General features: G+C 44.6%; 14 protein-coding genes and 1 riboswitch. Of the genes, 3 read left to right on the top strand and 11 right to left on the bottom strand.

The window, feature by feature from the left end; translation table 11 throughout:
- Positions 1-87: 87 nt before the first annotated feature.
- The 3 genes from rpiA to MRBLPE1_RS18770 are packed head-to-tail and all read right to left on the bottom strand — an operon-like array spanning position 88 to position 2,256.
- Complete coding sequence (gene rpiA, locus MRBLPE1_RS18760; RefSeq protein WP_364148261.1) at positions 88-756, bottom strand: ribose-5-phosphate isomerase RpiA; 669 nt, start codon at positions 754-756, stop codon at positions 88-90.
- 22 nt (positions 757-778) lie between these two features.
- Complete coding sequence (locus MRBLPE1_RS18765) at positions 779-1,225, bottom strand: GNAT family N-acetyltransferase (protein ID WP_414698912.1); 447 nt, start codon at positions 1,223-1,225, stop codon at positions 779-781.
- Positions 1,226-1,281: 56 nt separating this feature from the next.
- On the bottom strand, positions 1,282-2,256 hold the full coding sequence (locus MRBLPE1_RS18770) for a S66 family peptidase (RefSeq protein WP_364148264.1): 975 nt from the start codon (positions 2,254-2,256) through the stop codon (positions 1,282-1,284).
- A 232-nt stretch (positions 2,257-2,488) separates the two neighbouring features.
- Between MRBLPE1_RS18770 and MRBLPE1_RS18775 the strand changes: the two genes are divergently transcribed.
- Positions 2,489-2,788, top strand: a complete 300-nt coding sequence (locus tag MRBLPE1_RS18775) for a hypothetical protein (protein ID WP_364148266.1) — start codon at positions 2,489-2,491, stop codon at positions 2,786-2,788.
- Positions 2,789-2,827: 39 nt separating this feature from the next.
- On the opposite strand, the gene MRBLPE1_RS18780 is transcribed toward MRBLPE1_RS18775, so the two are convergent.
- The 4 genes from MRBLPE1_RS18780 to MRBLPE1_RS18795 form a co-directional block, all read right to left on the bottom strand.
- A complete protein-coding gene (locus MRBLPE1_RS18780; protein WP_364148269.1) occupies positions 2,828-4,477 on the bottom strand; it encodes a GGDEF domain-containing response regulator in 1,650 nt (549 codons plus the stop codon).
- Positions 4,478-4,495: 18 nt separating this feature from the next.
- Complete coding sequence (locus MRBLPE1_RS18785; protein ID WP_364148271.1) at positions 4,496-7,336, bottom strand: ATP-binding protein; 2,841 nt, start codon at positions 7,334-7,336, stop codon at positions 4,496-4,498.
- Complete coding sequence (locus tag MRBLPE1_RS18790) at positions 7,329-7,694, bottom strand: response regulator transcription factor (RefSeq protein WP_364148273.1); 366 nt, start codon at positions 7,692-7,694, stop codon at positions 7,329-7,331. Before MRBLPE1_RS18790 ends, MRBLPE1_RS18785 begins: the two co-directional genes overlap by 8 nt.
- Before the next feature lie 176 nt (positions 7,695-7,870).
- Positions 7,871-8,137: a CD3324 family protein gene (locus tag MRBLPE1_RS18795; protein WP_364148275.1), complete on the bottom strand. Its 267-nt coding sequence runs from the start codon at positions 8,135-8,137 to the stop codon at positions 7,871-7,873.
- Between the two features lie 606 nt (positions 8,138-8,743).
- Between MRBLPE1_RS18795 and MRBLPE1_RS18800 the strand changes: the two genes are divergently transcribed.
- Entirely contained in the window at positions 8,744-9,253 is a 510-nt protein-coding gene (locus tag MRBLPE1_RS18800) for a C40 family peptidase (RefSeq protein WP_364148277.1), read from the top strand.
- Positions 9,254-9,358: 105 nt separating this feature from the next.
- Here MRBLPE1_RS18800 and MRBLPE1_RS18805 read toward each other — a convergent pair whose 3' ends face one another.
- Complete coding sequence (locus MRBLPE1_RS18805; RefSeq protein ID WP_364148280.1) at positions 9,359-10,138, bottom strand: Cof-type HAD-IIB family hydrolase; 780 nt, start codon at positions 10,136-10,138, stop codon at positions 9,359-9,361.
- 120 nt (positions 10,139-10,258) lie between these two features.
- The gene (locus MRBLPE1_RS18810; protein WP_364148283.1) at positions 10,259-10,990 is read right to left on the bottom strand and encodes an RNA polymerase sigma factor; all 732 of its coding nucleotides are present in this window, start codon (positions 10,988-10,990) and stop codon (positions 10,259-10,261) included.
- A 182-nt stretch (positions 10,991-11,172) separates the two neighbouring features.
- Between MRBLPE1_RS18810 and clpP the strand changes: the two genes are divergently transcribed.
- The gene (gene clpP / locus MRBLPE1_RS18815; protein WP_364148286.1) at positions 11,173-11,760 is read left to right on the top strand and encodes an ATP-dependent Clp endopeptidase proteolytic subunit ClpP; all 588 of its coding nucleotides are present in this window, start codon (positions 11,173-11,175) and stop codon (positions 11,758-11,760) included.
- Here the strand turns inward: clpP and MRBLPE1_RS18820 are convergent.
- Complete coding sequence (locus MRBLPE1_RS18820; protein ID WP_364148288.1) at positions 11,741-12,646, bottom strand: NAD(P)/FAD-dependent oxidoreductase; 906 nt, start codon at positions 12,644-12,646, stop codon at positions 11,741-11,743. The two genes, clpP and MRBLPE1_RS18820, sit on opposite strands and share 20 nt — an antisense overlap.
- Before the next feature lie 97 nt (positions 12,647-12,743).
- Complete coding sequence (locus MRBLPE1_RS18825; protein ID WP_364148290.1) at positions 12,744-13,700, bottom strand: EamA family transporter; 957 nt, start codon at positions 13,698-13,700, stop codon at positions 12,744-12,746.
- A gap of 80 nt (positions 13,701-13,780) precedes the next feature.
- Positions 13,781-13,892: riboswitch (purine riboswitch) on the bottom strand.
- Positions 13,893-13,947: the final 55 nt, after the last annotated feature.

A 13,947-nucleotide genomic window follows, 5' to 3' on the forward strand; every position in this document is an offset into this window, starting at 1 on the left:
TGATCATTAATGAAACAACGTAAAAAAGCCTCGAAGGACCAAGTATTTGGTCTTTCAAGGCTCAACCTCATCGTTATGCGGCAAACATTATTTTTCCAACTGACGGACAGAACCATCAGCATATCCCGCAATAACGACTGCAGCCATATCGATAAACAATCCGTTATCTACGATACCCGGAATTAGATTCAGCATGCGATGAAGTTCTTCCGGCTGAGCAATGCTGCCTAGATGGCAATCCGCAATATAATTCCCGTTATCCGTCACATAGACCTCATCGCCGGCTTTCCTCAAAACAGGCTCGGCACCCAGCTTCTGCAGCTTTCTGATCGTCATTTCATAGCCGAAAGGAATGATTTCTACCGGTAAAGGAAATTTGCCCAGCTCCTTGACCAGCTTGCTCCCATCAACAATAATGATAAGCTGCTTGGTTGCAGCCGCAACGATTTTCTCGCGAAGCAGTGCACCGCCCCCGCCTTTAATTAAATTCCAATTTGCGTCGACTTCGTCAGCGCCGTCAATCGTAACGTCAATCTCATCGATATCCGCAAAAGGAAGCAAAGGTATCCCAAGCTCCTTGGCCAGCTCCTCCGATTGGTTGGACGTCGCGATCGCCCTGATCGAAAGTCCTTCCTTGACTTTTTGCCCGATTTTTTGAATCGCAAAGTAGGCGGTAGAGCCCGTCCCTAAACCAACAATCATTCCATCCTTCACAAATTCCACCGCTTTTTCAGCGGCCAGTTTTTTGGATTCCAATTTAATCGCTCCTTTTTAATAACTAAATGGATAAATAATAATGAAAATAAACTTCATCCTTTTCAAAGCCGTTACGTTCGTATAAGCGCTGTGCCTGGCTGTTGTCCATCGCTGTAGAAAGCTCTAACCCTTTTGCGCCATTAACCAACGCATAGCTCTTAGCCTGATCCAATAGCAGCTGCGCGGCGCCATGGCCCCGATAGCTCTCCGCCACAAACAGATCATTCAGAATAAAAGATCTCTTCATCGATACGGATGAAAAAGAAGGGTACAGCTGCGTAAAGCCGATCACTTCCCCATTTGCTTGATTTACGGCAATAAATATAATAGATTGCTGCAAATGCAATCGCTCGGATATAAAGGCTGCGGCGCCATTTAAATCCGAAGGCTGTTTATAAAAGATTCGGTATTGATTAAATAAATCCGCCACTTCGGGTATGTGATTCACCGCAGCCTGTTTGACTTCGATATTCATCGTAATTTCCTCCGAGTCATTCATTTTTTAGCTTCGCCTAGCGTTATGTCCTATTCAAAAATAGTTAATGACGTTTCCATGCCTCGGGCAGCCAAAGTTGCCCTGCCGCCAATCGGGAATGTGAACATGGGTGAAGTATGTCCGAAGTCAAGATTAGCGATTACAGGAATACGGGCAAGTTCCGCTTTGGATGAAATGATCTTCGCAAGCAGCTCTCTGGTCATATTGGAAGAGCGTTGGAACCTTCCGATCACTAAACCTTTGACATACTCGAAACCTCGCTGATGGATTAACGACTGCAAATCCCTATCAAATGTAACGGGCTGAGATTCATAGTCATCCTCTATAAACACTATCGTATCCGAAAGGCTTGGCATAAACGGCGTACCCTGCAGCAAATTAAACGTACACAGATTTCCCCCTATGATCGTTCCTTCTGCCATTCCTTCATTAAGGATATACGGTCCGTCATTGGTTTGGAAAGATCTATTTTCTTGATCGAGAAACCATGCGTCATCACTCCACTGTGCTGCCGGTTCAATCCTGAGCGAGGCATTCCCTGTCATCATCCGATTAAAACAATCGACGGTATAATCGTTTCCGTATTTCATCGCAAAAGTGGAGAAATGCGGACCAGAATAGCTGATTAAACCTGTTTTCGCATAGATAGCGTTACTTAAGGCCGTAATGTCGGAATAGCCGCATAGGCGCTTCGGTTTAGCCGCAATGACGGAATAATCAAGGCTGCCGAGCAGCTGGTTGCAGTTATACCCGCCGATCGTCGTAAGAATGCCTTTTACGTTAGCATCCAAAAAAGCTTCATGCAGGTCATCTACTCGGTCCTGAACGGATGAGGAAGTAAAATCATCGGATACCGAACTATTTTTGGAGTAGGACACGGTAAATCCCATCGATTCTAATTGTTTTTGCGCTAATCTGATTTGTTCTTCGGTAATTATTGACATGCTTCTGGATGGAGAAACAATACGGATTTCATCGCCGGGCTTCAATAGATCGGCTTTCATTTTCCGGCACCTCTTTTTCTGGAGTTGAAAATGATACGGAATCCAAATAGTATAGCAGTCATCCAATTTATTGAAAACATAAAATGTGCATATTGTGGCTTGCCTAAGCCAAAAGGAGCGCTATTTATGTCGTTAATTATTTATTTTTTGATGCAATAACCGACAAACATTACATCTATCATCTGCTAAAATTTCTATTAGGTTGTCCCATCACAGAATAGGAGCGCTGATCATGAACACAATTGCCAATGAACATTTTAAGAACGAAACGATTGTATTTGATGGTTTTAGTTTTATTAGCTGTACCTTTACGAATTGCGTGATTATTATTACGACGCTTGACTTTAATTTCGAATACTGTTCCTTCTACGAATCCTCCCTGCACGTTAATCCGAAGCTATCTATATTTGCCATCTCTCATAAGCTATCGCAATCGACATATGATTCAGAAACAAACTGCTACCGGAATGATTACAAATATCCGCAGACGGTTGTCGATCTCCCGGTCGTTACCACACCCATAAACGTATGAGAAAAAAGAAACGCGCTCCGTTTTGGGGCGCGTTTCTTTTTAATCGTTCAGGATTCTGCTGGCAAGGCGTTCGATCCGAAGAACCAGCTCCTGCATATGGAAAGGCTTGACGACATAATCATCGGCGCCGATCTGCAAAGCGTGCACGATATCCTCCGTATTGTTGCGGGCAGTCAACATGATAATTAGCAGCTGCTGCCCGGGATAGCGCTCGCGAAGCTGGCGCAATACCTCTAATCCATCCAAATCAGGCATTGAACCATCTAGCAAAATAATATACTTTGCGCTCTCGTCGTACCAATCGGAGGACAAGAAGGACCTGCCATCCGCAAACCCCAGCGCGTTAACCTTCGCATGATTCGTAGGTTTCCAATTAAAGAAACGGTTGATCAGAATGTCCCGGATTAACGGATCATCATCGACAACGATTAGATTTAAAACCGTTTCATTTTTTCTCTCCAGCATTTCCGCTGAGTACATAACCGTTTGATTCCTGCCTGCCCGTTTTGCGCAATAAAGGGCTTGGTCAGCCTCGTCAACCAGCTTCTCGGCATGTCCGGTTTCCCCGGATATTTGCGCAATGCCCGATGAAAATGTGACCTGGAATGCCGCATCCTTCACCGGGAATTTAATGGCGTTAAATGTATGCCGGAACTGTTCGATAAGGCCAGCTGCCTGCACGCTGTCCATACGCGGAAGAATCAAAGCGAACTCCTCTCCCCCGTACCGGCAAAGTATGCCTTTGGTTTGCACCACATCTTGTGCTGTGGATACGAAGGCTTGCAGAACTTCATCGCCTTTGAGATGGCCGTGAGTATCGTTCACATGCTTGAAATAATCCAAATCGAGCATAACAAGCGAGAAAATGTAATCGGAACGTTTAAAATCATCCATTTGCTGCCGCATCATACGGTTAAAATGCTTACGATTATAGGCGCCGGTCAGCTCGTCAACGATGATAGAGCGATCCCAATCCTTCTTCATTGCAAATCGATTCTCAATCAGCGCAGTTAAGAGCTCTACTTCAAGCGGCTTCGCGAGAAAATCCATTGCACCGGAACGATAAGCATTTACTTGGTTTTCAATCGAGAAATTTCCGCTGACCATAATAATCGGAATATGCTCCAGCTTTGCTTTTTCAACAATATGTTGAAGCACATACATTCCGCTTTGGTCAGGCAATATGAAATCTAAGAGAATGAGGCTGGGCTTCCACTCGTAAAAAATTTTTAAGCCCCGTTCCGCGGTTAAAGCGATCGATACGGGATAGTCGTGTTTCTCCAAAATTTCTTTAACATAAGTGACAAATTCCACATCATCGTCAATGACGAGAACACGTTTTTGGGTTCGAAAGTTTTCATCGAAGGAATGGGCTTGAAACAGGCTGCCAGCATCAAGCTCCGACCCTTCTACCCGTTGTTCTGCTGGCGGGAACATGTCCGCCAGCGGTAAAACATGCTCCGACCAATTCGCAAGCTGGAGCGCTTTTGCGCTTTTTTCGGAGAACAACAGCTCTTTGGCTTCAGAAAATTTCTCGACTTCTGCCAGCCCAATCGTACCGCTCGTGCCTTTTAAATTGTGGAAAAACCGATGGATTTCTTGTTCCGCCACAGCATCTTGATTTGACCAATCCTCTATAGTCTGTATAATTCTTTGGTGAATGAGCTTTTTATACTTTTCCGTTTTCATTGCAATGATCTCCCTCAATTAACGCAGCATGCGCGTTATAGCTGCACTTAGTCTGCCGGGTAAATAAGGCTTCACCAGAAATTCCTTTATTCCCCACTGCGCGGCTTTCTCCTTTTCTTCGAATGCGCTGGAGATGATGATTGGCTTATTCATCAGCAGGTCTGTTTTTTTGATTTTACTAATGATATCCCAGCCAGTAATGCCTGATTCAAGCATAAGATCGAGAACCACGATATCCGGATTTAGTCTTTCAATCGCAGCAATGGCTAGACCGCCCTCTTTAAACAAATGAACCCGATAACCGCTTGCATGCAGTTCCTCGCATAGAAGAGTGGCTAAATTATGGTCGTTCTCGACGAGCATAACCTGAATTGAAGCTTCCGAGTGCGTATTGTCCTTTGCTTCGTCGTTATAAATTCGAATGGGCAGCTCGGCAATTGGCAAAGTAACAATAAAGGTAGTCCCTCTGCCAAATTCCGAATAGACATCTATTTTGCCTTCATGCTTAGTGATAATTTCTTTAACGATGGCTAAACCTAAGCCCGTGCCTCCGATTTCTCTGCGATCCGAATTGTCGACCCGATAAAATTTATTGAACAGGTTCGTCATCGCGTCCTTGGGAATACCCAATCCTTCATCTTCGACGCGAATTAGCAATTGTCCATTGTTAATGCCGCTAATTATCCGGATTTCTCCGCCGTTAGGCGAGTATTTCACAGCATTGCTCAGCAAATTGATGAAAACCTGATGCATCTTGTCACGGTCTGCTAACACGATGGTATCCGGGGCTTCGTTTGTCCAGATAAGCTGATGGCTGCCGGTTGACAGCTGCTGGGTTTCGATAGCTTCAGTAATTAATGGCGTTAAAGACATGAGCTTCATATCATAAACCTGTTTGCCGGATTCCATTCGCTGCAGATCAAGAAAATCATTAATTAATGACGTTAATCTTTTTGCTTCTTGGTAGATCGTCGTTATATATTTCCGTTGGCGTTCAGGTTTCAGTTCGCGGTGAAGAAGCAGCTCCGCGAATCCAAGCACGCTGGCAAGCGGCGTCCTCAGTTCATGGCTTACGGTGCTTACGAACTCTGACTTCATTCTGTCAACTTCGTATTCCTTCGTTATGTCCCGATGGACGAGCAGTAAACCGAATTTTTGGCCGTTACGGTAAAGAGGCTCGCAGTAGATCTGAATAAATCTTCTTTCAGGCTCCAAAATTTCATAATTCATGCTGCGTTTACCTTGATAATGTCCGTGCTGGATAAGCTCCTCCATAAATTGAATGAGGCGATCCGCTTCACCGACAGCCGCACGGATCTGTGCTTGAAACCGTTTGAACGGCAGGCTTGTCCAAGTTTCATCCGGTTTGAAAAATGGCAGCAGCTCTGACATTTTTCGGTTTATCTGCAGCGTCGTTCCATCCAGATCAAGTAATTGTATGCCTTCTTGAATGGTGTTTAGCATGTCGCTTGTCATTAAACGCTGCTTCTCGGATAACTCATAAAGATGCAGTTTGTCAAAAGCCAACGAGACCTGCGTCATCAATCCTACGATCTCGTCTTCCTCTTGTTTGGAGATACTCCGGTTCACCTTAGTGATCACTAAACAGGCTACCATATCTTCACTGGCATTTAAGATCGGCAAAATAAGATCGGTTGCCTGCATGGCCTTATCATGATAGCCTCGTTCACCGATCGAACCCTCCCTTACAATGCTGTAAGCTTTCTTGGTTTGCAATGCGCGTAAAACTATGCCGTCATTCATATGTTCTATAAAATGCTTTGCAGACGTATCGGATATGCCGACGGAAGCATAATCATATTCCCTGTTCAACATGACGATTAACCCTTTATCGCAATCCGTTAGCTCGACAATATTGCTGACAATGCTCTGCAACAGCTCCTGCTGGTCGAGGGTGTTCGAGAGTGATTGAACAAACCGATTGCGCTTCTCCAAATAATTCTCGTTCTGCTCCATGATTACGACTGCATTTTGCAGCTCATCCTGTTGGGCCTGAAGTTCATCCTGCTGGGCCAGAAGCTCTTCATTCTGGGCAAGCAGCTCTTCTTCCTTGCTTTGAATTTGCTTCATCATCGTTTGGAACGTTCGGGCCAGCTCGCCCAGTTCATCCTCTCTATCCTTCAATTCAATCTCAGCATGCCCGCCGCTCGTGTATCGCCTTGCATGATTCGTTAATACCATTAGCGGCACTCCGATAGCGGTGGCAAATTTTCTTGTAATAATTGAAGATAAAATGAGGATGAATAGGATATAGCCGATGAATACCAAGGCTTGCGCAGATAGCTGATTTATCAATTGCTTGTTTTTTTGGTCGGCAATCATTTGCACTTGGTTTTCAAAATCGCGTGAGTAGCTGATCAGCTTGTTAACGGGATTATCTTCTCCTGCTGATACCAGCACACGGAGGGAATCGTAATCTTCAGCTTTTGAGAACGCGAGGGCTTTCGGAAAGACGACATCAAAGTAGTCGGTAAAAAATGATTCGATATTTTGCATAACCTCTTTTTCGGAATCGCTAAGCGTCATCACTTTAATTTCTGCCAATGCTTGATTTAACAATTCCTTTTCGGCAATTACCTTTTTATATTCAAAATCCGACAAAAATACATAATAACCGCGAGCACGTAATATAATTTCGGTGGAATGATCGGCAATCTGCGAGACCAGCTCTTGTTTTTCCCTTAACTCGGTTGTTTCAGCTTCATAGTTTTTCAATATCAATACCGTACTTATGAATACGAGTACGGCACCGATAAGAATGAAGCTTAAAGCAATCGTCATCATCGCTACCAATTGCCGGGTTATTCTTTTTTTGAAATAGAGGCGAAGCTTAGCCACGAAGCATCTCCTCTACTTTTGCAATAAGCTCTAACGGGCTGAAGGGTTTGGACATGAAGCCGTCTGCTCCGGCGTTCAATACTTTTTCTTGTTCGGATTGCTGGCTTTTAGCCGACAACATCAATATCTTAGCTTGCTGGCGGTTCTCCAATAAACCTGTTTTTTCAATAACTTCGATCCCAGTCATTTTAGGCATCATATAATCCAAAATAATTAAATCGAATTTCTTTTCTGTTATCTTTTGCAGCGCTTCTTCCCCGTCAGCCGCTTCTTCGAGCGCATATCCTTCGTCTTCGAGCGTATCCATGATGAGCATTCGTAGTATGGGTTCATCTTCCGCAATTAATAATGTCTTCAATGCTTATGCCTCCATCGATGATCTTTGAAATATTTTTCTGCAATTTTCGTCAAAATCCAACATTCCTATTTCATTCGACATTCGACAAAAAATCCCTTTTTGCCATTGCGATTTCTGGTTAAATAAACAAAAAAAAGCAGATGCGTGAAGCATTCTGCTTTCTTCTCATAGCTATCTTATCGTGATTTGACGATAATCTTCCGAATACTTTCACCGGACAAATGATATTTTCGCTCTAGATCGGCTACAGACCATCCATTCGAATAATAGCTGTAAATCTCTTTATTTCGTTCAGCCAGCAGCTTCCGGGTTCCGCTTACCTCTCCCCAGTGCGCACGCTTCTCCGCTAATTTAGGTACATAAATCAGGTCGCCTTGAATGTATTTTTGCAGCTCCTGCAACAAACTAGGGGGAAGCACATCTCTCCCATTTTTGTAGTTCACTATAAACGTCCTCCTCGAATAAGCTCATCGATTTAAGATTATTCCCTAACGTATTCAGCAACATTTTTTACTTCCTCCCTTCGATTTTTGGTAAAGCCAACGACACTTTGAAAGCAAAAAAAACCATGGACGCTACCTCACTCCATAGAAGCTTCAATCATGCTGTACTCTGTCATTATATTGTAAGCCTTTTCAGTTGACAAGAAATGTTTAACAAAATTTCCATTAATCCGAATGACGATGAGGATTAATCATAAAAGGAGACCTTTCGGTCTCCTTCATATGGGTGATCTCCGTTAAACGGAGATCACCTCCAGGTTGTTAATCAATTCGATCAGCTCCTTTCCTCATCATTCGTCGGCCCGACTTCATCAGTATAAACCCTCTGATACGGCACGCGAAAGTTAAAAAACGGCTATAAGAAATCTTTACCACAAGCCTATTGTCAAGATGAAAAAATGAGTTTTTTATCATCACTTTCTAATAATTATCATTTTCCCCTACGCCTGCAAAGGTTTGGTTTCTCATAGGTAAGTAATGGCTTTTTTATCTATGTTATTGTATTCCTAGCCGCAACACTATCAACACAATTCAAGGAGGGTCATCATGATAAACACACAGAAAAATCGTATGCGCAAGATCATTGCAGGTGTTGGTATCAGCTTGTCCATTGCTATCTCCGCAGGTACCGTTTCCATGCCGCAACCCGTAAACGCTGCTACAACTTCCACTGCTTTAAAAGCGAGCAGAATCATTGCCACTGGCAAAAAATACATTGGGGTTCCTTATAGATTTGGCGCAAGATCGGGCATCACAAGCGCTTTTGACTGTTCATCCTTTACGCAATACGTTTACAAGAAACACGGAATCTACCTTCCAAGATCGTCGAGAGATCAAGCAAAAGCCGGTAAATATGTTTCAAGAAGTAACGTTAGAGCCGGGGATCTTATTTTCTCCGACACGAACCGCGACGGTAAAATTAATCACGTTAGCATTTATATCGGCAACGGCAGACTCCTTCACACTTATAAAGTAGGCCTTGGCGTTACGATTTCGAAATTTTCCGGAAGCGCATGGGACAAAACTTACGTTACAGCACGACGTGTGATTAGATAATTAATAACCAATCATATAAAAGAAATGAAGAGACTGATCTCCTGCAGAGGTCAGTCTCTTCTTCAATTAGGTTCCTATCAACATCCCAATAATAGTTGCACTTAATTAATCTTTTAGCAAACCCAGCATCCTTAAGCCATACATAATCCCGTCATCCGTTACATCCTTGGTGACATAACGTGCAGCCTGCTTCACTTCGTCAGAGGCGTTCCCCATCGCAACGCTGTGACAAACGTATTGCAGCATTTCCAAATCATTGATCCCGTCCCCAAAGGCGTAGACGTCCTCGCTCCTAACCCCTGCTCTTTCAATAAGCGCCTGAATCCCTTTTGCTTTAGAGCCTCCCGGAGGAAGTATATCGCTTCCGAACATATGCCAACGTATAAAACCGAGCTCTGAAAAATTTTCTTTATAGCAGCTCTCGTCTTCTTCCTTACAATATAGCAAACACTGGTAAATTTCCTTCCCCATGTAATATTCGGGATCCATTGGCGGCAGTCTCATTCTTAAAGCTTCATTCGCCTCTTCCTCGTAAGCCGTTTGATGCGTGCTCGACCGCATTCCTTCCGGCGTCATATATACTAATGGATGCTTGTTTTTTAATGTGATTTCAGCAAGCTCAGCGAGCCTTCCAGGATCAAGCGGATGACTGTAAACGACTTCCCCGTTGTATACCGCGTAAGAACCGTTAAAGCTGACATAGGACTCAATGTTTAACTCTTCGGAAATGGGCTTGAGCATAAAAGGTCCTCTGCCCGTCGCGATTACGAGTTCATGGCCTGCCTCTTGGAGCTGCTTGACGGCTAGCCGCGTAGAAGGCGGGATCTTTTTCTCGTGATCGACAAGGGTGCCGTCAATATCAAAAAATATTAGTTTCTTCGTCATTGTTCTTTGCCTCAGTCCTTCTTGCCTTTTGCTTTATTATAGCTTATTGCAGTGAAATCAGCGTACTTTCGGTCAAAAAAAGCTAATGCCTATCAGCATCAGCTTATCTATATAAGGCACCTATGCAGCTATCTGCATGGAGGACTTATTATTATTTCGCGAGTGCCAAACTCGGCTATTCGCTTTTAATTTGGCGTTTTGGGCGATTCCTATTACTGCGGGCGCTTCCAAAATATCTCTTTGAGCCAGCTCAATGAGCAGTGCGACATCTCCGAGCTGGTAAGCAATCGCCATAGCGCTTAAATAGCTTTTCATATCCTCGTTATCCGGAGGTAGCATTGCTTCGGACTCAAGGTCGCGCCTAACCGCGCGCAAGGCCTCCCGCGCCCGGTGAAGCGCGGCTTTAATTGCTCCGCTTGATGTCTGGAGAAGCTCTGCTGTCTCTGCTGCAGAGTATTCGAAAACATCGCGAAGAAGGAACACCGTTCGCTGAAGCGGCGATAGATGCTGGATGAGCCCATATATAGCAGCCTCATGATCCAAGCTGCTCGTGTCCGATACAGCATCCAAATGCGAGCTTTGCTGATGAATCAGGCGAAAGTGGTTTTTTCTGCGCAGTTGATCGATCCATGTATTTTTGGCAATACGCAGCATAAGCGCTTCAGGGTTTTTGTGCGCAGTGTATACAGCCGCCCGCATACATTTTAACCATGTGTCCTGTACGAGATCCTCGGCTTCCCATTTCGATTTCGTAAGCGACATGCAATAGCGATATAAAACGGCATAAAGCCGTTCGATTTGTTGTTCTGAAGGATACCGTTCGTTACTTGGCTTGGTTTTGATTATTTGCATCATTATGCCTCCTCTTCGTTCTCCTGCCCACCACAAGATTAAGGGAGCTATCCTTATTATTGTAAACGAATGAGAATTGAAAAAGGATACGCATTTTTCTCTTGCGATTGTTCGTATCTTTTGAAGCCTGTGGTTCGTTTACCGTTTTGAAAGCCAAAAACATCTTTCAGGAGGCAGATAAAATGAACAGCTATGTACCATATGTCGTCGAACAATCAAGCCGGGGGGAAAGATCATACGATATTTATTCCAGACTGCTGCGGGACCGCATCGTATTTCTAGGCTCCGCGATTGACGATAACGTAGCAAACAGTATCATTGCCCAGCTATTGTTTCTGGCCGCTGAAGACCCTGACAAAGAAATTTCCATGTACATCAACAGTCCCGGAGGCTCGACCTCGGCCGGATTTGCGATTCTGGATACCATGCAATTCGTGAAGCCCCCTGTGCATACGATTTGTACGGGTTTAGCTGCTTCCTTCGCGGCCATCCTTCTGCTTGCGGGAGAAAAAGGACATCGAACCGCTCTGCCAAACAGCGAGATTATGATCCATCAACCCCATGGCGGCGTACAAGGGCAAGCCAGCGATATCGCAATAAGTGCTGCGCGTATTTTGAAAATCCGTTCTAAATTAAATCAGATCAGTGCCGAAAAAACGGGCCAGCCTTTAGAAAAAATCGAAAAGGATATGGACCGTGATTATTTTATGTCATCGGAGGAGGCTTTGGAATATGGAATCATCGATAAGATCATCCTTTCGATGCCGTGATTAAGCTTTTATGAATCCAAATCGCAGCTTGGCTGCCGTCCCCCATTGCAATGGTTACCATCTCGGAGTGCCCAGCCACATCCCCAGCTGCCCATACATGCTTCACGCTGGTAAGCTTTGTGCGCGGGTCGATTCGAATATGTTTATTTTCCATAAGCTCGACGCCAAGCTGCCGGGCTAGGTCCGAACGCACTTCATTGCCTCCGAAAGCGATAAAGCAGCGGGAGCGATTGATAACCGTTCCATCGTCCAATACGATGCCTTTGAATTGTTCTTCTGAAAGAATAACATCGCGAACCATCTGTTCGATACAGGGGATGCCATGTTCTTCTAGCTGTACGCGAAGCTCGTCGTCAACCAGCACACGTTCATGATTCACATAAATGAGCTCCGAGGTCCAATGGGTGAGAGTCAGCGCCATTCTTGCGCCTGCATTTCCTGCACCGAGCACAAGAGTCGGCTTACCGGACACCTCATACCCATCGCAATCCGGACATACAAAAACACTATTCCCCATGCAGGGAATAAGCATGCGGAAATCTGAAAGGCGATCCTTTACCCCCGTAGCAAGCAGCAGCCTTTTTCCGCGAAAGGACTGATTATCGGATGTTGTTAATTTCCAAGCTTCTCCGTCGCGTTCCGCATGTATTACTTTGGCCTGAATAAAAGCGGTGCCGAACCGCTTGGCTTGGGATTTACCCGAAGCAAGCAGCTCGGCACCGCTGATTCCGTCAGGAAAGCCGATCAAATTATGATAATTCTTACATATGGAGGATCTGCCTTCGCCAGCATCAATAACGGCAACATGATGACGATAGCGCCCTAGTTGTATGGCTGCCTGTAAGCCTGCAAAGCCCCCGCCAACAATCACACAGTCATAAAGCATTAGATTCCTCCTTGCTTAGTAAGCCCGCAAAATTAAGAGCATATGATTTTATTATCTATGATCAGGTTTCCTATTATTCATCAATGATTGCAATTGCCTAAGCAGAAATGCCTGTGTCATTTCTTACACTCATTTTTTTCCGTTTAAGCAGCTCAGGCAGAGCAATTCCGATAAGAACAATAATGACTCCCATCCATTGCAGCGCACTTACATGCTCATTCAGTACGAACGAAGAAAGCAGGACCGCTACAGGAAGCTCCGAAGCGCCAAGGATGCCGGCCATCCCTTCTCCGATATGTGGTACGCCGACCGCGAATAATACAGGCGGAATAAATGCGCCGAACATGCCCAGCAAGAAGCCGTAAAGCATCAAATCTCCCCAGATAAGGCCGTTAAACAAAAACGTTGGCGGGAATAAGATGAATACGAGAATCAACCCGCCTGTTATCATCCAAACGCTCCGGTAAGCTGGATGCACGGACGGTACTGCTTTTCCGCTGAACAAGATAAACAAAGAATAACTTACGGCGGATAGAAGACCCAAAACGACGCCCATTACATTAAATTTCCCTGCGCCCTGCTCAATGATTCCAGCCGCAAGCATAGTCCCGCCAAACAAAATTGCAATCGTGAAAAACATAATGCCGTTTGGACGTTTCCGCTGGCTCAGCGATTGAATGAGTACGCCGATCCAGGTGAATTGGAACAACAAAATAATGGCAAGCGATGCCGGAATATAACGCAGGGATTGATAGTAAAGCAAGCCTGTAATTGCAGTTGGCGTCCCTGCCGCCATCAGCAGCAGGCGCTGCTTCCAAGTCAGGCTTACAAAGCCGGTGACTGTCTTCTTGCTTCCATCAGAAGCTGTTGCCTTGCTGCGTTTCTCGCGCCATTTCATTACAAACGCAAGTCCCCATGCAAGTACAAAGCCCGTGAGCAATTGGCTTCCGACAACCTCTCCTAAGTTATAGCCGCTGCCATAAGCCAGAACGACTATGGTAGACAAAATGCCGTAGCTTGCGGCACCCAAAAAAACCGATAATATATATTTCACTTTTATATGAACCCCTTTCTTATTTGCAAAATAAAGCTGTTTAAACACAAAAAATCCTAACGACGAATATAAGATCATTGCAAAAATGATCGCATACTCGTAGTTAGGAAGTTAAGGCTTCCCGTAGAAACCCTCACCCTGTTCAAGCCATAAAAGCCGTGAGGTTATACGAATGATTTAGTTGTCAGCAAGCTACTTCAGCACATTGAATGTTACATGACAAGTAAGGTACTGTCAATAGTTTTTA

The sequence above is a fragment of the Paenibacillus sp. LPE1-1-1.1 genome (assembly GCF_040676435.1).
In the GTDB taxonomy this organism is placed as follows: Bacteria; Bacillota; Bacilli; order Paenibacillales; family Paenibacillaceae; genus Pristimantibacillus.

What these genes read in the sequence shown, in the direction of transcription:
- MRBLPE1_RS18775 (WP_364148266.1), top strand. Translation starts at nt 2,489, where the DNA reads ATGAACACAATTGCCAATGAACATTTTAAGAACGAAACGATTGTATTT.
- MRBLPE1_RS18805 (WP_364148280.1), bottom strand. Translation starts at nt 10,138, where the DNA reads ATGACGAAGAAACTAATATTTTTTGATATTGACGGCACCCTTGTCGAT.
- MRBLPE1_RS18810 (WP_364148283.1), bottom strand. Translation starts at nt 10,990, where the DNA reads ATGCAAATAATCAAAACCAAGCCAAGTAACGAACGGTATCCTTCAGAA.
- MRBLPE1_RS18820 (WP_364148288.1), bottom strand. Translation starts at nt 12,646, where the DNA reads ATGCTTTATGACTGTGTGATTGTTGGCGGGGGCTTTGCAGGCTTACAG.
- MRBLPE1_RS18800 (WP_364148277.1), top strand. Translation starts at nt 8,744, where the DNA reads ATGATAAACACACAGAAAAATCGTATGCGCAAGATCATTGCAGGTGTT.
- MRBLPE1_RS18780 (WP_364148269.1), bottom strand. Translation starts at nt 4,477, where the DNA reads ATGAAAACGGAAAAGTATAAAAAGCTCATTCACCAAAGAATTATACAG.
- MRBLPE1_RS18770 (WP_364148264.1), bottom strand. Translation starts at nt 2,256, where the DNA reads ATGAAAGCCGATCTATTGAAGCCCGGCGATGAAATCCGTATTGTTTCT.
- clpP (WP_364148286.1), top strand. Translation starts at nt 11,173, where the DNA reads ATGAACAGCTATGTACCATATGTCGTCGAACAATCAAGCCGGGGGGAA.